The sequence below is a fragment of the Pannonibacter phragmitetus genome (assembly GCF_050510895.1).
Lineage (GTDB): Bacteria > Pseudomonadota > Alphaproteobacteria > Rhizobiales > Stappiaceae > Pannonibacter > Pannonibacter phragmitetus_B.
The window spans coordinates 3,431,458-3,450,609 of sequence record NZ_JBNINT010000001.1 but is presented as its reverse complement, the minus strand read 5'-3'; the positions used below and the strand labels follow the sequence as shown (position 1 = coordinate 3,450,609).

Annotated in this window: 14 protein-coding genes, 1 tRNA gene and 4 pseudogenes; 8 read left to right on the top strand and 11 right to left on the bottom strand. The window is 62.6% G+C overall.

What is annotated here, in order from left to right; translation table 11 throughout:
- Positions 1–3 precede the first annotated feature (3 nt).
- A pseudogene (locus tag ACQB61_RS16440) lies at positions 4–1,019 on the top strand (AbrB family transcriptional regulator).
- Here the strand turns inward: ACQB61_RS16440 and ACQB61_RS16435 are convergent.
- The 8 genes and pseudogenes from ACQB61_RS16435 to ACQB61_RS16400 all read right to left on the bottom strand — a co-directional run bounded on the left by ACQB61_RS16435 (position 1,000) and on the right by ACQB61_RS16400 (position 8,066).
- The gene (locus tag ACQB61_RS16435) at positions 1,000–1,965 is read right to left on the bottom strand and encodes a D-2-hydroxyacid dehydrogenase family protein (RefSeq protein ID WP_430513489.1); all 966 of its coding nucleotides are present in this window, start codon (positions 1,963–1,965) and stop codon (positions 1,000–1,002) included. The pseudogene ACQB61_RS16440 and the gene ACQB61_RS16435 overlap by 20 nt on opposite strands.
- Positions 1,962–3,053 (bottom strand): 4-oxalomesaconate tautomerase, encoded by a 1,092-nt coding sequence (locus tag ACQB61_RS16430; RefSeq protein ID WP_430513488.1) that lies wholly within the window; start codon positions 3,051–3,053, stop codon positions 1,962–1,964. The genes ACQB61_RS16435 and ACQB61_RS16430 overlap by 4 nt, the downstream gene beginning before the upstream one ends.
- A 62-nt stretch (positions 3,054–3,115) precedes the next feature.
- Positions 3,116–3,469, bottom strand: coding sequence for a hypothetical protein (locus tag ACQB61_RS16425; protein ID WP_430513487.1), 354 nt, complete (start codon positions 3,467–3,469; stop codon positions 3,116–3,118).
- On the bottom strand, positions 3,397–3,699 hold the full coding sequence (locus ACQB61_RS16420) for a hypothetical protein (protein ID WP_430513486.1): 303 nt from the start codon (positions 3,697–3,699) through the stop codon (positions 3,397–3,399). Before ACQB61_RS16420 ends, ACQB61_RS16425 begins: the two co-directional genes overlap by 73 nt.
- Positions 3,699–5,047 (bottom strand): annotated as a pseudogene (locus tag ACQB61_RS16415) (tripartite tricarboxylate transporter permease). The gene ACQB61_RS16420 and the pseudogene ACQB61_RS16415 overlap by 1 nt, the downstream one beginning before the upstream one ends.
- A gap of 284 nt (positions 5,048–5,331) precedes the next feature.
- The gene (locus tag ACQB61_RS16410; RefSeq protein WP_430513485.1) at positions 5,332–6,225 is read right to left on the bottom strand and encodes a tripartite tricarboxylate transporter substrate-binding protein; all 894 of its coding nucleotides are present in this window, start codon (positions 6,223–6,225) and stop codon (positions 5,332–5,334) included.
- Positions 6,226–6,248: 23 nt separating this feature from the next.
- Positions 6,249–6,434: a hypothetical protein gene (locus ACQB61_RS16405; protein ID WP_430513484.1), complete on the bottom strand. Its 186-nt coding sequence runs from the start codon at positions 6,432–6,434 to the stop codon at positions 6,249–6,251.
- Between the two features lie 591 nt (positions 6,435–7,025).
- Positions 7,026–8,066, bottom strand: a complete 1,041-nt coding sequence (locus tag ACQB61_RS16400) for a LacI family DNA-binding transcriptional regulator (RefSeq protein WP_430513483.1) — start codon at positions 8,064–8,066, stop codon at positions 7,026–7,028.
- Between the two features lie 148 nt (positions 8,067–8,214).
- Between ACQB61_RS16400 and ACQB61_RS16395 the strand changes: the two genes are divergently transcribed.
- The 3 genes from ACQB61_RS16395 to ACQB61_RS16385 all read left to right on the top strand — a co-directional run bounded on the left by ACQB61_RS16395 (position 8,215) and on the right by ACQB61_RS16385 (position 12,200).
- A complete protein-coding gene (locus ACQB61_RS16395) occupies positions 8,215–9,165 on the top strand; it encodes a dihydrodipicolinate synthase family protein (protein WP_430513482.1) in 951 nt (316 codons plus the stop codon).
- Positions 9,166–9,227: 62 nt separating this feature from the next.
- Positions 9,228–10,226, top strand: a complete 999-nt coding sequence (locus ACQB61_RS16390) for a TAXI family TRAP transporter solute-binding subunit (RefSeq protein WP_430513481.1) — start codon at positions 9,228–9,230, stop codon at positions 10,224–10,226.
- Positions 10,227–10,298: 72 nt separating this feature from the next.
- On the top strand, positions 10,299–12,200 hold the full coding sequence (locus ACQB61_RS16385) for a TRAP transporter permease (RefSeq protein WP_430513480.1): 1,902 nt from the start codon (positions 10,299–10,301) through the stop codon (positions 12,198–12,200).
- A gap of 51 nt (positions 12,201–12,251) precedes the next feature.
- Here the strand turns inward: ACQB61_RS16385 and ACQB61_RS16380 are convergent, their stop codons facing one another.
- The 3 genes and pseudogenes from ACQB61_RS16380 to ACQB61_RS16370 all read right to left on the bottom strand — a co-directional run bounded on the left by ACQB61_RS16380 (position 12,252) and on the right by ACQB61_RS16370 (position 16,871).
- Positions 12,252–13,016, bottom strand: coding sequence for a DeoR/GlpR family DNA-binding transcription regulator (locus ACQB61_RS16380; RefSeq protein WP_430513479.1), 765 nt, complete (start codon positions 13,014–13,016; stop codon positions 12,252–12,254).
- Between the two features lie 150 nt (positions 13,017–13,166).
- Positions 13,167–16,378: pseudogene (locus ACQB61_RS16375) on the bottom strand (autotransporter domain-containing protein).
- Between the two features lie 403 nt (positions 16,379–16,781).
- A tRNA-Ser gene (locus ACQB61_RS16370) sits at positions 16,782–16,871 on the bottom strand.
- Positions 16,872–17,230: 359 nt separating this feature from the next.
- Here ACQB61_RS16370 and ACQB61_RS16365 point away from each other — a divergent pair.
- The 4 genes and pseudogenes from ACQB61_RS16365 to ACQB61_RS16350 all read left to right on the top strand — a co-directional run bounded on the left by ACQB61_RS16365 (position 17,231) and on the right by ACQB61_RS16350 (position 18,944).
- Positions 17,231–17,551 carry a hypothetical protein gene (locus tag ACQB61_RS16365; protein ID WP_430513478.1) on the top strand — a complete coding sequence of 107 codons (321 nt, stop codon included), beginning with the start codon at positions 17,231–17,233 and terminating at the stop codon, positions 17,549–17,551.
- A gap of 63 nt (positions 17,552–17,614) precedes the next feature.
- Entirely contained in the window at positions 17,615–17,749 is a 135-nt protein-coding gene (locus ACQB61_RS16360; RefSeq protein WP_430513477.1) for a hypothetical protein, read from the top strand.
- Positions 17,750–17,764: 15 nt separating this feature from the next.
- Positions 17,765–18,297, top strand: a pseudogene (gene msrA, locus ACQB61_RS16355) (peptide-methionine (S)-S-oxide reductase MsrA).
- Positions 18,297–18,944 (top strand): hypothetical protein, encoded by a 648-nt coding sequence (locus ACQB61_RS16350; protein WP_430513476.1) that lies wholly within the window; start codon positions 18,297–18,299, stop codon positions 18,942–18,944. Before msrA ends, ACQB61_RS16350 begins: the two are co-directional and overlap by 1 nt.
- The last annotated feature ends 208 nt before the right edge of the window (positions 18,945–19,152 follow it).

Sequence of the window (19,152 nt, the reverse complement as noted above, 5' to 3'; positions counted from 1 at the left end):
AGGATGATGACGCTTGCCATTGCAGGGCTGGGTGTGGCTGTGTTTTACGGCCTCGGCCTGCCGCTGCCTTTTCTGTTTGGCCCGATGGCCGCCTGCCTGCTGGCGGCGCTGTCCGGTGCCCCGCTGAAGGGAATGGGCACGGTTTCGATTCTTGCGCGGACGGTCCTGGGCGTTGCCGTGGGAGCCTCCATCACGCCCGAGGTGGTTGGGCGCATTCCCCAGATGGCTGGCAGCGTTGCGCTGGTGCCGGTTTATGTGGCGATGATCGGGGCTGTCGGCATGCCATTCTTCCGGCGGCTCGGATATGACCCGGTGACGTCCTGGTACGCGGCCATGCCCGGTGGCCTGCAGGACATGGTGATCTTCGGTCAGGAGGCGGGGGCGAATGTTCGGGCGCTGGCCCTCATTCATGCCACCCGCGTTCTGGTCATTGTCACCCTTGCGCCCATCATTCTGACGTCCCTTTATGGGGCCAATCTCTCGGGTGCAGTTGGTGCACCAATGCGGGATCTGCCGGTGACCGAGCTTCTGCTTATGGCTGCGGCGGCTGTCATCGGGTGGAAGGGGGAGAGCGTATAGGGCTGTTCGGCGCGACGATTCTGGGGCCGATGATCGTGACCGCGGTCCTGTCGCTGAGCGGCCTCATTCACAGCCGTCCGCCCGCCGAGGCGATCCTCGGGGCACAGCTGTTCATCGGCATTGGGATCGGTGTTCAGTATATGGGAGTGACGCTTCGCGAGTTGCGCAGCTTCATCCTGTCCGGCCTTGCCTTCGTCGTGCTGCTGGCAGGGCTTGCAGCTCTTTTCACGGAAATTGTGACGCTCTCAGGCCTTGCTCAGCCGGTCGAAGGTTTTCTCGCTTTTGCGCCGGGCGGGCAGGCGGAAATGACGGTTCTGTCGATCGTGGCCGGTGCCGATCTTGGCTTTGTCATCCTGCATCATCTGACCCGGATCGTCATCGTGATCCTGGGCGCGCCGGTTGCGGCGCGCCTTGTTGGGGTCAAAGCACCTCCGGATTGACCAGGTGCACCGGCTTGCCAGCGGCAAAGGCATTGACCTGATCGAACACGTCGGCGAATTGCAGGTCGAACTCCTCCTCCGTCACAAAGCCGATGTGCGGCGTTGCAATGACGCGTGGATGTGACAGAACGGGATCGCTGGCATCGGTCAGCGGCTCCTCGTCAAACACATCCAGCGCAGCAAGGCCGGGCCGGCCGGCATCCAGTGCTGCCCGCAGGGCGCCGGGCGCGATCAGCCCGGCACGTGAAGTGTTCACCAGAATGGAGCGGAGCTGCATCATGGCAAGGTCTGCGGACGTGATGATGCCCTTGGTCTCAGGCGTCAGGCGCAGATGCAGCGTCACGATGTCCGACCCGGAGAAAAACGCCTCGCGGCTGGCCGCGATTTCACCGCCTTCTGCGGCCGCTCTTGCCCGTCCTGCCTCTGATCCCCACCAGATCACTCTGGCACCAAAAGCTGCGGCATATCCGGCGACAAGCCGGCCTATCCTGCCATGGCCGTAGATGCCGATGGTCTTGCCCTGCAGCGTGCGGCCGACACCGGCCTGCCACTTGCCTGCCTTGGCACTTGCCATTTGCTCCGGCAGGTTACGCAGCGCTGCCAGAATGAGGGCCCAGGTCAGTTCGGCCGCAGCGTGGTTGGGCACCTCAGCCGGCTTCCTGGAGGCGAAAGCGACGCCGTGGGCGGTACAGGCGGCAACATCCACATGCGGCCAGGCACCGCGGCCCGAAATCAGCTTCAGGCCGGGAAGAGTCTTCAGCAGATCGCCGGTCACTTGCGTCCTCTCGCGGAAGAGGCAGACGGCCTCTGCCTCTCTAAGGCGCTCTGCCAGCGCAGCTCCTTCCACATGGTCTGTCCAGACCGTCACCTCATGCCCCTTGAGCCGGTCAAAACAAGGCAGGTGGCGCAGAGTATCGGACCAGTCGTCCAGAATGTGGATCTTCATTTCCCGCCCCACACATCTGCCTGCACCATCACCTCGCCCTTGGCAAGCAGGCGCGCCGTGCGCAGCAGTCCGGCTGACTTCAGTTCAAAGCCGCTTGGGCCATTCTCGTAGTCGACAGTTACGTCGATCACGCCGCCGGGATGCTCGATGAGCACCAGCGCAGGTGTGCCTTGAGGAGCGGCGAACAAACCTTCAGCCACAGTGCCGGGGGTGAGTACGCAGGAGGCAAGGCACTGCGCGCCCGTCACTGCCATGGTGGGGTGGCAGTTCCAGGGCATGAAATAGCGCGCGGTGATGGTGCCGCCATTGCGCGGCGGCGACAGCAAGGCAAACTTCGGAGTCACGGACTTTTCCACATTGCCCATGCCCATCAGTTCGCCCGCCTTGCGGCGGATGGGTTCCATCCGGTCATAGAAGGCGCGGTTTGCGTCCAGTTCCTCGACCGTTTCTGCGCCGCTCAGGCCGAAATCGGAAGCGCGGGCGATGACGATCGGCATGGCCACATCCATGCAGGTCACTTCGATGCCGTCAATCACATCCCGCAGATTGCCGGTCGGCAGCAGGGCTCCGGTGGCAGAGCCCACCACGTCCATGAAATTGAGATAGATTGGCGCGGCCGTGCCAGGAACACCATCAATCGCGGCATCGCCTGCATATTCGACCCGCCCGCCAGGGGTACGCACAACGGCCTCGACCTTGGCGCCGGTGTTGACCGAGAGGATGCGGATGCGGGTTTCGTCACCCTGCGGGGCGATCAGGCCCATCTCGATGGCCGCCGGGCCGACGCCTGACAGTATGTTGCCGCAGGTTGGCTTGAAATCGACCAGCCCATCCTCGACGCTGACCTGGGCGAAGAAGTAGTCGATATCGCATCCGCTCGTTTCGGAGCGCGAAAGCATGGCCACCTTTGTCGTCACAGCAGCACCGCCGCCGATGCCGTCAATGTTCAGCTTGTGCCCGGACCCGAGCGCCGCCACGAGAACACGGGCCAGCGTCTCGCGGTCCTCCGGCAGGTCTTCCCGCCGGAAATAAGGGCCGCGTGAGGTTCCGCCACGGAAAAAATGGAAGGGAATGGCTGTCTGGGCCATCTTGATCTCCTGAAGCCTTTGACTGGCTGACCCGCCCGTTTTTTGGGCGGGTCAGGTTTTGCTTATCGGAATGGCCACGGCAGGTCCATTGCGTCCTGCAGCATTCCAGAGGGGAAGTTGAGGGACAGGGCCCACGCGAGGGTGAGGATGACGCCTGCGGCTCCTGCGGTCATGAGCAGGGTTACGAGCACTCCGGCCCTTGCCCTGACGAGGAGGAAGAAGGGGAAGAACAACAGCATGGCGGCATAGAAGCCGATGAGGGCGGTGAGGCCGACGAGGCCCGCGATCCAGGCAAGGCCGCCCCACAGGTTGCCGATCCCCGGCTGGCCGACGTGGTCTCCGGTCAGTTCCGCATCGAAATGCGAATGATGCCCGGCCTTGCCCCGCACCAGCTGCGGGATGAGGATGGCCAGCATGACCAGTCCGACGAGGGAGACGGACAGGGGAAGACCTGGCCGAGGAAGTCATGCCTGAGCGCATCGTTGAGGGCGACCAGCAAGAGCCCTGCCATGGCCACGGCGAAGGTGATCTGGGGCAGATGCGCGCGCAGGGTCGGCACGTCGGGCGCATCGTCCTGGTTGGGCACCACATGGCCGTGCTCGTCGATGCGGTTGCGCAGGCCGAACCAGATGGAGGCGAGGGTCATCAGGGCGATGACGATGACGCCGGGGCGGAAGACAAAGTCCCAGCCGTTGAACTGCAGCGCCTGATAGAGATAGGTCTCGGCCTGGGGGCCAGCACATAGCCGATCAGCAGCGCCGGGCGCGGCCAGCCGAAGCGCTTCATCAGCACGCCGAGGACGCCCAGGCACAGCAGCGCCACAAGATCGGCGAGCGAGCGGGTGGCCTGGAAGGCGGCAAAGCAGATCAGCACGATCATGAAGGGCGCAAGGCGCTGGAACGGGATCTGGGTCAGCCGCGAGATCGGAATGGCCAGCGCCAGACAGATGCCCGCGCCCATGACATTGGCGAGCGCCAGCGACCAGATCACCGAATAGGTGATGTTGAGGTCCGCGCCCACCATGGAGGGGCCGGGCTGGATGCCGAGCAGGACCATGCCGCCGAGGAAGACGGCCATGGCGCCGGAGCCGGGGATGCCGAACAGCATGGTGGGCAGCAGGGCGCCGCCCTGCATGGCGTTGTTGGCGCTTTCCGGGGCGACGACGCCGCGGATGTCGCCCTTGCCGAACTGCGGGTCCTTCTTCACGGTCTGGACCGCATGGCCATAGGCGATCCAGTCAACGACCGAGCCGCCAAGACCAGGAATGGCGCCGATGATGCAGCCAAGGCCTGCGCAGCGCATGGAGAGCCAGAGGTTCGACCACCAGTCGCGGATGCCCTGGAACCAGCCCGTGCCAAGGGCATTGCCCGAGGCGATGGCGGAATTCTTGCGCAGGAGATCGGCGATCTCGGGAATGGCGAAGAAGCCAAGGCCGATGATGACCAGCGGAATGCCGTCATACAGATAGTCGAAGCCGAAGATCATGCGGAACTCGCCAGTGGCCGGCGCCCCGCCGATGGAGCCGATGATCAGGCCGATGCAGCAGGCTGCAAGCCCCTTGGCCAGGCTCCGCCCCGCCAGCACCGCAACCATGGACAGGCCGAACAGCGCCAGCATGAACAGCTCCGCCGAGCCAAAGGACAGGATCAAGGGCCGTGCGATGACGACAAAGCCGGTCAGGACGACCGCGCCGAAGATCCCCCCGCCATGGACGAGATGAAGGCGGCAGACAGCGCCCGCGCCGCCTGACCCTGCCGGGCCAGCGGAAAGCCGTCCAGCACGGTTGCCTGGCTGGCGGAGGAGCCGGGAATGCCCATCAGCACCGAGGAGAACGTGTCCGAGGTCGGGATCACGGCCACAAGCCCGATCAGCATCGCAAGCGCGCTGATCTCGTTCATTCCATACAGAAACGGCATCAGAAGCGAGAGCCCGGCGATCCCGCCAAGGCCTGGAATGACACCAATCAGAAGCCCGACAGAAACTCCGATCAGCATGTAGAACAGGTGCTGGAAAGACAAAAGCGCGCCAAGCGCAGACAGTAACGTGTCAATCACGGCGGGTGCTTCCGCGTTATGCCATGGCGCAGAAATATGGGCGTAACATGCCCCGGCAGGCTCAGGCTGCAGGCGCCGGCAAGGCAAGAGAGGTCTGAGCACTACCCGGTGCGCCGGGCTCATACAGCCCCGTTGGGGCCGCGCTGCCGCCAAGGATGCGGCATCCACAAAAGATGAGAGACGGCCCCCGGGAGGAGGCCGTCTGATGCGTTGTGACGGAGGCGTTATTCGCCCAGCTTCACACCGTAGTCGGCTGCCAGCATGTTTGCCACCTGTTCACGCAGTTCGGGAGAGATGGTCGTACCCTTCTCGAACAGTGCCTGGGCCAGCTTGCCGGTCACCTGCCCGTAAGTGCCCAGAATGGCTTCTGCGTTGGCCTGGTAATCCGGGTCTGCCTTCATGTCCTCGAAGGCTTTCTGGTAGGTGGCAACGATATCGTCCGGCGTGCCTTTCGGCAGGAACACCATCTTCTGGGCCGGGAAGCCTGCGGTGAAGAAGGCGAAGTAGGCATCGTATTCCGGGCCGGTTGGCTTCTGGCCAGTCAGGGTCTCGTAAGCCTCGACGAAGGACGGCAGGTCCGGGAAGGTCGGGTCACGCACCACGTCACCGGCTTCATTCAGGACGCCCCAGCTGAACAGCGGAACGGCCTGGCCTGCATCAACCAGCGGCTGCACGTTCTTCAGATAGGCAGAGGAGGTCTGATAGTCGATGTTCACTTCGCCGCGTTCAAAAGCGAGGCGGCCGTCGCCGCGGCCCTTGAAGCCGAACACGTGCTGTACCTTGAAGTCCATAAGACGGAAGCCGAGCAGCGGCACAAGGTCGAGCGAGGTTGCGCCCTGGCTGGCATAGACCAGCTCCTTGTCCTTGAGCATGGCAATGTCTTGCGGGCCCTTCAGGCCCAGTTTGGGAGAGGCATAGACGACACCGCCGGTCGGGCCGGCCATAGCGATCTTCCAGTCCTTGTATTCATAGCGAACGCGCGGGTCGCCCAGCAGATAGGGGAACTGGGTCGAGCCAGAGGTGCCAAGGATCGTCAGGCCATCCGGCTTGGCACGGGCGGCAAACAGGTTGGTGCCCTTGGTGGAGCCGCCACCCGGCTCGTTCACGACGACAACCACCGGGTTGCCCGGCAGGTACTTGGTCAGCAGGGGGCATTGAAACGTGCCCAGGTGTCAGAGCCGCCACCAGCGGAGAACGGAATGATCCACTCGATCGTCTTGCCTGCGAAGTTGACCTCTGCCGCAGCCGGGCCTGCCAGCCCGAGAGCCATGGCGCCAGCCGCCAGCCCCAGAGCTACACGGCGCGTGATGTTCAGGTCTTTGATCATTCAGTCCTCCCGTAGATGCGTTACAGCGCTGCCGGTCATGGCCTGTGGCAAGCGCGCCACCGTGCTTGGTTTCTCCTCCGAAGCCCGGCAAGGCTCAGGATCATTAGGCATCTTTCCTGTCCGGAACCTGTCCGGAATGTAAAAAGATGCGCTCCTTGCGTGATGTTCTCCTCAGATCATCCCGCTCTTTGCTGGAGCACCAAGAATGTTGTGAAAGATCGTGTGGCGGAGGTCAAGCATCTTCAAGGCCTCGGCTCAGGTGGTGAAGTGCATCTGGCAGGGATGCGGTGCAGCATATTGAGGGGCTCGATTCAAACAACAACGTTACCTGGCAGTTATTGTTGAGCCTGGCATGCAGGTAAATCCTGTTACGTTTCCTTAGCCAGATTTATGACAAGACCTAAAAGAGCCTTACTCATCGGGTGTTGGCCAAGCCCGTGCGGCGCCCGGATAATCTCAAGGCATGAGGCCTCAGTACCGCATGGCCTGGCGCCGGGCGGCTTCACTCACGTTCCGCCGCACACGCGTATGCCGCCACGCGCAGGGCTGGGGGTGCGCCTATGTACTCTCCGCCGCCGATATTGCCGCAGTTCATTTGCCGCCTTGCGGCGCAGGGGCGGTTGATTTGCGGGGGATCAGGGTTGGGGTGGCCATGCGGATGAGGTCCTGCGGCTTCAGGTCCTCAGCGGCCAGAAGCTCGAATGCGACTGTGGCTATCTGGTCAAAGGGAACCTTGACTGATGTCAGCGGCGTTGGCAGATGGCTGACGATCGGAATGTCATTATAGCCCGCGAGAGAGACGTCACCTGGCACGGACAGTCCCATGCGGCTGAGGGCCGACATGGCGCCAATGGCTGTATTGTCATTGACCGCAAAAATGGCAGTGGGACAATCGCTCAGCTGCATGAGTGCGCGGGCCGCTTCACCGCCCGATTCAATGCCGAAGGTCGATTCCCTTACCCAGCCGGGATTTACCTCAAGGCCTGCTTCTGCCATGGCGGCACGGTAGCCTTCGGTGCGGCCTCTTGCGCTTGAGGCAAAGGCGGGGCCGGCGATCAGCCCAATCCGCCGGTGGCCGAGGTCGATCAGGTGCCGTGTGGCCAGATAGCCGCCAAGGGCATCATCGCCAACGGAGGATCTGCACATCCCGTTGGTGCGCAGGGTGAGCACAAAAGGGACATTCCGGTCCATAAGCTCACCGGTCAGTTCCTCTCCATCCCGCGCTGTCGCCAGGATCAGGCCATCCACGCCCCGCCGCAGCAGCGCGTCGGCGGCGCGCCTGTCGGCTCCGGGCTCGTCTTCGGTTGTTGCCACGATGGTGAAAAGACCAGCTCTTGCGGCGGCGCGGGACAGGGCCTCGTAGACCATCGCCATCACCGTGTCCGTGAGCCGCGGAACAATCACGCCCACCATGCCGGTCTTGCCACGGCGGAGAGAGGAGGCAGAAACATCGCGCACATAGCCAAGGTCTGCCGCCACCTGCCGCACCCTTCGGGCCGTCTCGCTGTCCGACTTCGGCATGCGCTCATCCAGGAAGCGGGAGACACTGGATTTCGAGACGCCAGCAGCCTTCGCCACATCAAGGATCGTGACGCGCACAGGGGAAATCACATCACGTTTGTCACTTTTCATCGAATCGCCCTCTGTCCCTCGCGCCGGGATTTTGACGTTCTACCACTTGACAGCACCAGCGATCAAACAGATATTGGGAACGTTCCCAATATCGTTCCCTTTGCTGATGGACGGCCGTCTGCAGCAAAGTCTGAGGAGGAGAAACTCAATGAACCCGATGGATCTGCGCGGCCTCAGCCCCGCCCCCGTGACCGTGTTTGACCGTGACGGCAACGTCGACTACGCAGCCAATGCCCGTATTGCCCGCTGGCTGGCCTCGATGAAGGGCGTCAAGAGCCTTGTGATCCTTGGCCATGCCGGTGAAGGCACCTTCCTGACCGAGGAAGAGCGCTTGAAGCTCATCGAAGTCTATGTGGAGGCCGTGAACGGCCAGATCCCGATCATTGCCGGCATCACTGGCGAAGGCACCAAGGTGGCAGCAGCCGAGGCCCGCAAATGCAAAGCCGCCGGTGCGACCGGTGCTCTGGTGTATCCGAACCATGGCTGGCTTCGCTTTGGCTACCAGAAGGGCGCTCCGCAGAGCCGCTACAAGGCCATCTGGGAGGAATCCGGTCTGCAGGAAATCCTGTTCCAGTACCCCGATGCCACCAAAGCCAGCTATGATCTGGACACCCAGCTGGAAATTGCCACGCAGGAAGGTGTTGTGGCCACGAAGAACGGCGTGCGCAACATGAAGCGCTGGTACGTTGAAATTCCCCAGCTGAAGAAGGCCAATCCGGATCTTCAGATCCTGTCCTGCCATGACGAATGGCTGCTGCCGACGATGTTCGACGTGGACGGCCTTCTGGTTGGCTATGGCAACATTGCCCCGGAACTGCTCATCGGCCTGATCGAGGCGGGCAAGGCACAGAACTACCCGGAAGCCCGGAAGATCTTCGAGCAGCTTCTGCCCGTCACCCGCGCGGTCTATCACCGTGGTTCGCACATGGAAGGCACCGTGGCGCTCAAGCTCGGCCTGGTCCATCGCGGCGTGCTTGACCATGCCACGATCCGCGAGCCGCTCAAGAACCTGGGCGAAAAGGCAGAGCAGGAGATCTTCGCTGCCTTCGATGCAGCCGGTATCGGCCGCGTCGACCAGCAGCTTCTGGCAGCAGAATAAGGTACAAAGCCCCCGCGGTGAGGCGCGGGGCTTTGCCACAGGGGAGCAAGGGAGGAGGAAACATGATCAATTTCATCAGCAGGTACCTGAAGGCTGGCACCTGGGCACTTGCCACAGCGGTTTTTTGCGGATCGCTGGCTCAGGCCCAGGACATCCGCATCGGCGCCATGCGCGAGGGCACGTCGTGGTATGTCTTTGCCGCCACTCTGGAGCAGATGATCGAACCGGTGCTTGGCTCGAATTCCGTTGAGGTGCTGGCGCGCGGCGGCGGGGTGGCAAATCCCATGGTCGTGCAGTCCGGCAAGGCGGAGATCGCCCTGTCCAATGTGGCTTCGGCAGTCTGGGCGCGTGATGGAAACCCGGTCTATGAAGGCGCTTCCGCACCGGATATCCGGGCTCTGGTGGGCGGGCTTAACGATGTCTACATCGGCATGATTGCGCGCAAGGCCTTTGTAGACCAGATGGGCACAAGTGATCTTGAGGCCATTCTTGCTTCGGGCAAGCCGGTTCGCATTCTGATGAAGCCGGCTGGCTCCAGCGCTGTTCCCGCCGCACACATGATCCTCGAGGCGCTCGGCTCAAGTGCGCAGAAGATCAAGGCGGACGGCGGTGACATTGTTCAGCTGGACACGCCGCAGATCCCCGATGTTCTGCGCAACGGCGGTGCCGATATCTACATCGACACCGTGGTCAAGGGGCATCCGACCATTTCGGAAGTGGCCCTGACGACACCGATGGCCTTCCTCGACATTCCGCAGAAGGCACTGGACGTGATGACGGCCAGTGGCATGACGGCAGGGACCTATGGGCCGTGGTTCGATGGCCAGAGCGTTGCAACGGCCGGTGCCAATCTCGGCACCATGCTGCTCGCCCATGCCTCGCTCGATGAGGAGAAGGCCTATCTGATTACCAAGACTCTCTGCGAGAATGCAGAGACTTTGGCAAAATCCCACGCTGCCTGGGCGCAGTTCAAGCCAGAGACTGCCTGGAAGCCCGAGGCAGTCGGCATCCCGCTTCATCCGGGTGCCGTCCGCTACTTCAAGGAACGCGGCTGGATGTAAGTCCGCCGCAGCCGGTGCCGGTCTTCGGCTCCGGCTGCCTGTCTGTTCGCGCCCTGGGAGGAGGTTCGAAATATGCAAACCCTGTCTGTCCGCTCGGCTGTGAGTTCTACCCGGTTCGTCCTGGGTGTCCTCTTCATCCTGTTTCAACTCTGGATCATTCTTGTGCCGCAGCAGCCGCTGTTCGAGCGGCCCGCCCATGTCTGCATTGCATTGATCCTGCTGTTTCTCTGGTCCCCCTTGCAGAAGGATGGCCGCAGCACCTTTCCAAGGGCGCTTGTGGATGCGGCCTTGATCCTGGCAACGCTGGGTGTCGGCACCTATTACCTTGTCGAGTATGACCGGTTGACCACCCGTATGGAGAATGTGTCGCCGGTACTGCCGCAGGACATTGCCGCCGGCTGTGTCTTCGTGCTGCTGCTTCTGGAAGGAGCGCGGCGTGCGGTCGGCATGGTGCTGGTCTGGGTTCTGCTTGCCTTCATCGCCTATGCGTTCTGGGGCAACCTTCTGCCGGGATGGCTGTCCTTCCGCGGCTTTGATCTGGACGCGGCCATCGAAATCACCACCATGACGACGGCGGGTGTTCTGGGCATCACCACATCGACCTCGGTCAATTTCATCTTCTATTTCATTATGTTCGGTGCGGCCTATGCCGCTGTCGGCGGCGGCCAGCTGTTCATTGATCTTGCGATCCGAATGGCCGGCCGGGCCACTGGCGGCACCGCAAAGGCCGCGATCATTTCCTCCTCCCTCATGGGGTCGATCTCCGGCAGTGCGGTGGCAAATGTGGTCTCGACGGGTGTTCTCACCATTCCGCTCATGAAGAAGACGGGCTTTCCGGATCACCGCGCTGCGGGCATCGAAGCCATTGCGTCGACCGGCGGACAGATCATGCCGCCTGTCATGGGCGTGGCAGCCTTCATCATGGCCGAGATGCTGAATGTGCCCTATGCACAGGTTGCTCTGGCAGCGCTCATTCCGGCCGTGGCTTTCTATGTTGCATTGCTTCTGGTGGTGGATCTGATGGCTCGCCGCGATGGGTTGCGGGCGATGACGGCGGAAGAAGTTGCGGCAACTCAGGCCATCGGCCCGCGCCTTCACCTGCTGCTGCCGCCGCTGATCCTCGTCGGTGCGCTGATGAGCGGCTTCTCGGCGGCCTATTCGGCCGTGGTTGCGGCGGCCTCCTGCTTCCTGGTGCCGTTTCTGCGCAAGAACACGCGCTACAGCTGGAAGGCTGTGATCAATGCTCTCAGGGAAGCTCCGCGGCAGGCCGCAGAGGTCGCCGTACCGATTGCGATCATCGGCGTGGTCATTGCTGTGGCGGTGCAGTCCAATCTGGCGCTTAAGTTTGCCGGCTCCCTCGCATCCGTCGCAGAAGGTTCCCTGTTCGCCTCCCTGATTCTGGCAATGCTTGGCTGTATCGTCATGGGCATGGGCCTGCCGACGGTGGCGGCCTATATCATTGGTGCTGTGCTGTTCGTCCCGGCGATCAAGGATCTGGGCATTCCGCCCCTCGCGGCGCACATGTTCATCTTCTACTACTGTGTGCTGTCCATGGTGACGCCGCCGGTTGCCCTTGCATCCTTTGCCGCGGCTGCTGTGGGCAAAGCGCCGGTGATGAAAACCAGCTTCTCCGCCTTTGGCCTGTCGCTGGTTGCCTTCTTCGTGCCCTTCAGCTTCATCTTTGACCCGGCAATCCTCTGGCAGGGCACTGCAGTCCAGATCAGTCTGGGCGGCCTGTCGCTCCTGGCATCCACAGCACTGTGGGCCGTTGCTTTCGGAGGGTGGTGCGGACGGCCGTTGTCGCTTCAGTCACGGGCAGTCATCGGCGTATTGGGCCTGACAGCCGTCATCGCGCCATCCGGTTCGCTCTTGTGGGTTGGGGCGACCATCGCCGGGTGGCTTCTGGTCGCGGGTCTGGCCCTCGCCGCCCGCTCCAGTTCCTCCGGACTGCTCTTCTCGGCGCCAGCCGAATGACCCGGCGAGCCCGCCGTTGAACGGCGGGCTTGTTGCCGCCGGCCGCGCCCCTTACGTGGCGACGGTGACCTGGACGGCGGCCTGGTCAAGAAGGGCGCGCAAGGGGGCGTCCGGTTCGGCGTCGCAGACGAGCTCGTGGATGCCGTTGAGGCCGGAGAGCTTGACGAGGGCGCGGCGGCCGAACTTGCTGTTGTCCACGGCCAGCACGATACGCTCCGACTGGCGCATGGCGGCCTGCACGGCGGCAACTTCCGCGTGGTCGTCGTCGCCGATATCGCCCGCAGAATCGATGCCACTGACGGAAATGACGGCGCAGTCGAACTTGAACCGGCCAATGAATTCCGGTGTTTCGGCGCGGAACACTCCGGCATCCACCTGCCGCACGAAGCCGCCCGGCACAGCCACGGTGAAATCCGTGCCTTCACTGAGCAGCGTGGCCACCCGCAGGGAATAGGTCACGACCCTGAGGCCCTTGTGGCTGAGCAGGGCGCGGGCCACGGCCTCGCAGGTGGTCCCGGCATCAATGAAAATGGCTGACCCATCCGCAATGCCGCGGGCCACGGCCTCGCCGATACGCGCTTTTGCCGCGGCATTTTCCACCCGGCGGGCGCGCAGCACCAGAGGATCGACTGGCTGGGCGAGAGCTGCTCCGCCATGCAGCCGGCGCACCTTTCCGGCCAGCTCCAGCTCCTGCACATCGCGGCGCGCGGTCTGGGTGGTCACGTTGAATGCCTGGCTGATGTCTTCCAGCGAAAGGTAACGCAGCTTTTCAAGTTGCAGCAGAATTTCTGACTGCCGCCGGGTCTTTTTATCCATTGCCGACCTTCAAGACATAGTTCCGGGTTCATCTGCGTTGCGGCGAAAACTAACCTTCTGCACTGGGACAGGCAATGACAGAGGGCGTGAAAATGCAAAACAAACAGGGCGGATTTCTCCGCCCTGCACTGATGTCTGGCCGATGGATGCTTAGAAACGGATCTTCACACCGGCATTGATGCCATGGGTTCCGCCCTCCGAGGAGAAGCCCCCGGTGTATTTCAGTGACAGGGACGCATTCTCCCGCAGGCTCACATCCACACCCGTCCGGATGAACGCGGTGTCGCGTGCAACGCCTGCGCCTTCGATGCTGAAGGCGCTGCCGCGGTCGAACGCCAGTGTGGCTTGCGGCTTGTCACCAAAAGCATGGCGCCAGCCGGCTTCCGCGGAGACACGCGCCAGCGTTTCCCCAGCTTCAGGTCAGTGAAGGCCCGCAGTCCGAGCGTGGTGAAGGTTGCATCATAGCCGGATGCTGAACCGGACAGGGCCGCTGCACCGCCGCTTTCGGCAAAGGAGCCGCTGTGCACATGCACGTGGGCCAGTCCTGCCAGGGGCTCGAGCGTGACCTTCTCCAGATCAAAGGCATAGGCGGCTTCACCGAACACCTGTGCGGTGGTGCCATTCACCTTGGCCTGAAGGCTGTTGGCGAAGTTGCCAAAGGCAACAGTGCGCTCCGCATCGGCGCGGGAGAAGGAGACGGTGGAGCCATAGGTGAGGCGCAGCTTGTCGATAGCGGTCGCACCATAGAGGCCGATGAGCCCGCTGTTGGCATCTGCAGAAGCCGCCACGCCCTTGCTTGTGAGGTGCGTGTAGCCGTAGCCACCCATGACGCCAAGGCGCGTGGTGCTGTCGATCGCGATGTCCGTGCCGAAGAACACGCCGCCGCTCGTCCGCTTCAGGGTGTCGAGGCCATCACCTCCAGTGCGGCCGAAGGCACCGTAGCTCTGCATCCACGGCTGCCAGCGCCCGTCCGTGAAGCCGGAGGCCGGAGCCCGCATGCGGGAGGTGACTGCGTCGCGGCTGAACTGGCTTTCCTCGGCCAGTGCGCCTGCCATGGAGGCATAGAACTCGCCCGAAAGCTGCTGGAAGCCATCACGTGCCGTTGTGGCATAGAGAGGCAGAAGGGTGTTGAACAGCGGATCGCTGGTACGCATGCCGTCGATGGCCCCTGCAACCGCCCGGCCGTTGGCGCTGCCCGCCACATCGGCAAAGCGCACGTCATTGCGCAGCAGCTGCAGGCTGATGCTGTTGCCGGTGTAGGTCAGATAGGGGTTGAGGAAGGCAAAGCTGGAGGTGACGGAACCGAAGGTGCCCGAGATGCCGCCTGCAGCCGAGAAGATGGTGTAGGCAGTCTGCGGCACGATACTGGTGTTGACCGGCACGAAGTCCAGCGTGCTGTTGTTGATGGTGATCGTGCCCGTGGCTGCCAGCCTGTCGCTGTTGCCGCTCTGGTCCACTTCCACCCGGTAGGTCGAGCCCGGATCGAATGTCACGTCACCATTGACGTTCAGCGTGCCGATGGAGTTGCCGGGCGCCAGGACGCCGCCCCTTGCAATGCGCAGGGCACCCGTGGTGCCGGTGCCGCCAAGCGTGCCGCCGTCCAGAACCGTGACCAGGGATGAGTTGGCGATGGAGCCGTTCACCGACAAGGTGCCGCCGGCGACGGTGGTGCCGCCCGTGTAGGTGTTGACGCCGGTGAGGTTCAGCCGTCCTGCACCTTCCTTGGTCAGGGAGCCCGAGCCGGAAATCGTCCTGGCGATGGTGAGCGAATGACCAGCGGCTTCCACATCGATGGCACCGCCTGTGCCTTCCAGAACCACGGCGCGGTTCAGTTCACCCATGCTGGTGCCCGCAACGCGCAGGCGGCCATCGGCAAGGCGCAGCTGGGCGTTTGAGCCGCCAAGTGCTGCATCCTCGTCAACGATGATGGTGCCACCATTCTTGACCAGGGTTTCGCCGATGAAGCTGTGATCGTCGATGCAGTAGTCGCGGATTGCCTGCTGGAAGCGCGGATCCTTGCTCATGCAGTCGAGCAGGGTCTTCTTCTCGGCCAGCGTCAGATTGGCGAGAAGCGGCATGCCGTCCTCATCGGCAATCTGGCCAAGATAGAGGTCGGTGCGCATGTTGTTGCGCGTCAGGTAGAAGACCTTGTTCTTCTCGTTGAACACGGCAGCTTCCGTGCCCCAGACAAGCCTGGTCTTGTCGGCCGCGCCCTGACCTGCTGCGTATTTTTGCAGTGCCGGGCCAACCCACCTCATGTCATGGGCGGTCAGCTCGTGGTCGCTCAACGGCGTCGTGCCGTTGATGGCATAACCTGTCTTGTCAAGGACGCCGACATAAGGGTCGCTGGCGTCACTGGACAGCTCCCACCATTTACCGAAGGGACGGGAGACAAGGATGTGGTCAATCTTGGCGCGGTCCCAGCTCGGCCAGGTGTTGGTCGCATCCTCTCCGGCGCTGGGCCAGGTGGTGCTGCCATCGCGCAGGTCATGCGGGGCAAACTGCTCACGCTCGCCCGCCTTCTGCAGAAGCATGAACTGCTTCTTCAGCAGGTTCATCGTCTGCGGCGTGTTGTTTTCAACTGCATAGGTCTCGGGCACGAACATCGTGTCCGGAATGTCGGAATTGGCCAGCGTGCGGCCGTTGTTGGCAGTGATGAAGCTGTCCAGCTGCGTGCGGTCCACCGCGTACTGGGTCAGCAGGTCGTAATAGAAGCTGTTGTTGGAGCGCAGATAGCTGCGCAGCAGAAGCTTCTGCTGGTCCACATGATGCAGGCCGCGCTCGGAAACGTCACCGGCGTTGAAGTCACCCGTGACGATCAGCGGGCCATCCACGGTTTTGGCCCAGTCGATCAGGTTGCGCGCTTCCTGAAGGCGGCGCACGGATTCGTCCGCATAGTCGAGGTGAACCGAGGCCACGGTTGTCTGCGGCAGCATGTTCTGCGCGTCGAGCTGGATGAAGCTGAAGCGGTTACCCTGGGTGCCGCTGCCATTCACACCGCCCGCAGTGCCGGTGAGTCGCGACGTGATGCCGGTGTCACCCGTCTGGGTGCTGGTGTAAGTGCCGAGGCCAAGACCCTGCAGCATGGGTGGGACTTGCGCGGCATAGGGGCTGTTTGTGCGCAGCTCCTGCCAGGCAATGATGTCATATTGACCTTTGGCGAAGAAATCCGACATCTGCGACACATCACTGCGGAAACGTTCGCCCCACGTGTTGAAGGTCAGCAGCCGGAAAGTGCCATCTGCAGCCAGTGCCGGCCCGGCAAGGCTTGCAACCGTGGCACTGCAAATCGCAAGGGTGAGACGCGAAACACTGGCAAGCCGCGCAAGACGCTGCGTGCCAGAAAGTAAACTTTGCGACATTTTTAAATCCTGAGATGACGAAACTTATCAAAGATGAGGGCTTTCTCATCTGATGGCGTCGTTATCTCAGGCTAAAATGTAACTTTAATGACATTTTGGACGGCTTGCCGTCATAGACCGACGCTGCCGGCTGCTTAAATCATAATCATACTCTGGGCTGTGCGATTGGAGCGGCCCTTGCGGGTCATGCCTGTACTTGCGAGGTTTCCGCTGGATGAGCTCTAAAGCCTGACCGGCAGAAAGCTTGGGCATATACCGGCTCAGCAGCTGCTCAAGCATCGAAAGAGCGGCTTCTTGCGCGTGTGCAGACAGATGCGATGAGGAATCATGCTCAGAGCAGACAATATCCTGCCAGCAGCAACTTTGCTGCACGCAGGCTGATCACGGTTGTCTTGAAAGAGAATGGCGGACAGAGAGGGATTCGAACCCTCGATACGGTTGCCCGTATACACGCGTTCCAGGCGTGCGCCTTCAACCACTCGGCCACCTGTCCGTCCGCAGCGGGCTTGCCGCTTGGAGTGGGCGGAATATACCCAGATGGACGCGGAGTGCAAGGACCGGCGGCAAATTTTTTCCAGCTTTTCAGAGCGTTGCCGCATAAGGACAGCCAAGCTTGGCTGAGTTTAGCAGAAAGTGGCGGAAAACTGCGGTCTTTTGAAGGTGTTTGGGCGGGCTTAGAACTGTTTTGGGCCGGGGAAAACTTTGCCGTAGCGGTCTTGTCCGCTTTGCGGGATGGTCTTTTGCGGCAAAATCTGAAAAAAGCAGTGAGGCTTGGCTGCCGGGGCCGGACGAGGGTCAGCAAGACCTGAAGAACCGGTGTGTCAGGCTGTGGAAATTGGAGGCTCTGGACGCATGTTTGCCCTCTTGCGCCTGGTATTGCGACTGGGTGGTTTCTTTCTGCTTGGCGTTGCCGTGGTCGCTGCGGTGGTGGATGGGAGCCGTTCCGTCGCTGCATCCGGATTTTCCTTCACGCCCCTGGCCGAAGTCTGGGCCGAGTTTTCCGCTGAAAGCCTCGCCCTTGCCGGCAAGGCTGTCGTGACCCATGTGGGATCCTGGGCGTGGGACTGGGTGATTGGCGCCGTCTTGTCCCTGCCGGTCTGGGCGGTGGCCATGCCTGCAGCCTTTCTGCTGCTCGCGGCAGGCTCAGCCCGCACGCGCCGCGAGCTCATCTGAAGCCGTGAAAGGCTTGCCTGTTTCGTCTGCCCGCCACCATCTGTCTCACAGGGAGTGCAAGACATGTCCTTCATGACCATGCTGAGCCGGAAATTCGTGCTGCCAACGGCGGCCGAGGCCTTGCCGGGCCGGGCAGAGCCGGTGCGCCTTACGCAACCCCACGCCGTGCTGGGCCGTCCGCTCTCTCCCCTGGCCTGAAGGCATGCAGGCCGTATGCTTCGGCATGGGCTGTTTCTGGGGGCAGAACGGGCCTTCTGGAGCCTTGAAGGTGTTTATGTCACTGCTGCCGGCTATGCTGGCGGGCACACGCCAAACCCGACCTACAATGAGGTTTGCACCGGCCGCACTGCCCATGCGGAGGTGGTGCTTGTGGTCCATGATCCGAAGGTTCTGCCGCTGGCCTCGCTTTTGAAGCTCTTTGGGAGAGGCATGACCCCACCGAAGGCATGCGCCAGGGCAATGATGTGGGCACGCAGTACCGGTCGGTGATCTATCTGCCGGACGAGGCCACGCTGGCCGAGGCGCAGGCCTCATGCGCGGCCTATGCGGCTGATCTGAAGGTGGCAGGGCATACGCGTGCCATCACCACGGAACTTGCCACCGGCGTGCCGTTCTATTTTGCCGAGGAATATCACCAGCAGTATCTGGCCAAGAACCCCAACGGCTACTGTGGCCTGCGTGGCACGGGCATCGTCTGTTCGTCTGTACCGCCCATGCCGGAGAGTGCAGAGGAGAGCGGGGCCTGATGCTGGACCGCACCCGAAGCGTTGCAGGTGGAACTTATCTTTCGACCGGAAGTCCGCAGAACGGGCTGGCAGCGCCCCATGGCGCGCCGACGGGCGTTATTCTGCGGGCGATGATTCTTGACGGAGTGATCACGGCGCGGGCGGCCCTGAAGGACCTGCCGGGCCGCGATGCCATTGCTGCGGCGCGCCGGGAGCTCAGGGAAGCGCGCTGGTGCTTCAAGGTCTTTCGCAAGGCGATGGGCCCCGCTTATCCGGCCCGGGCAGCCCGGCTGCAGGCCGCTTCACGCGCCATGAAGCATCTGGCACGCCTTCTGACTGCTGAGACGTCACCAGACCCTGCGGCTCTGGCCGAGCTGGCGGCGGCGGCGGACGCGCTGCTGCGCCGCTGTGAGGGTGATGCGGTATCATTAGCGCCATTTCAGGCGGATGAGGCCCGCTGCAAGGCCTATCTGCGCAAGCTTCGGCGCAAGGCTGCCGGCGGGACGAAAAGGCAGGATGATGGCCCCTTCTTGCAGGAAGGGGAGGCGGAGGACCGCTGGCAGCGCCAGCAGGCGCAGATCGCACTTATCCAGCATGTGCTGGCCTGGGCAGGGCTCTTGCCTGAGGCGGACGCCGTTGCCTTGTCCGAGGCGGTGCAGGGGCCCTGATGGGCTGGTGTCAGGCCCGGGTCTTGCGCTCAGCCGGTAAATCCTGCCTCCATACGCTTGCAGTTTGCCTCGTATTTACACATCGTTAAGCATGATTAGCCTAGCGTTCTCTTGGCTGGGGTGCGTTGTCGTCCGGCTGGCGGTGCCGTCAGCCTTTCCCCGTCCGAACCTTGTGAAAACCGCTGCCGGATGACGGCTGCTGCGAGCG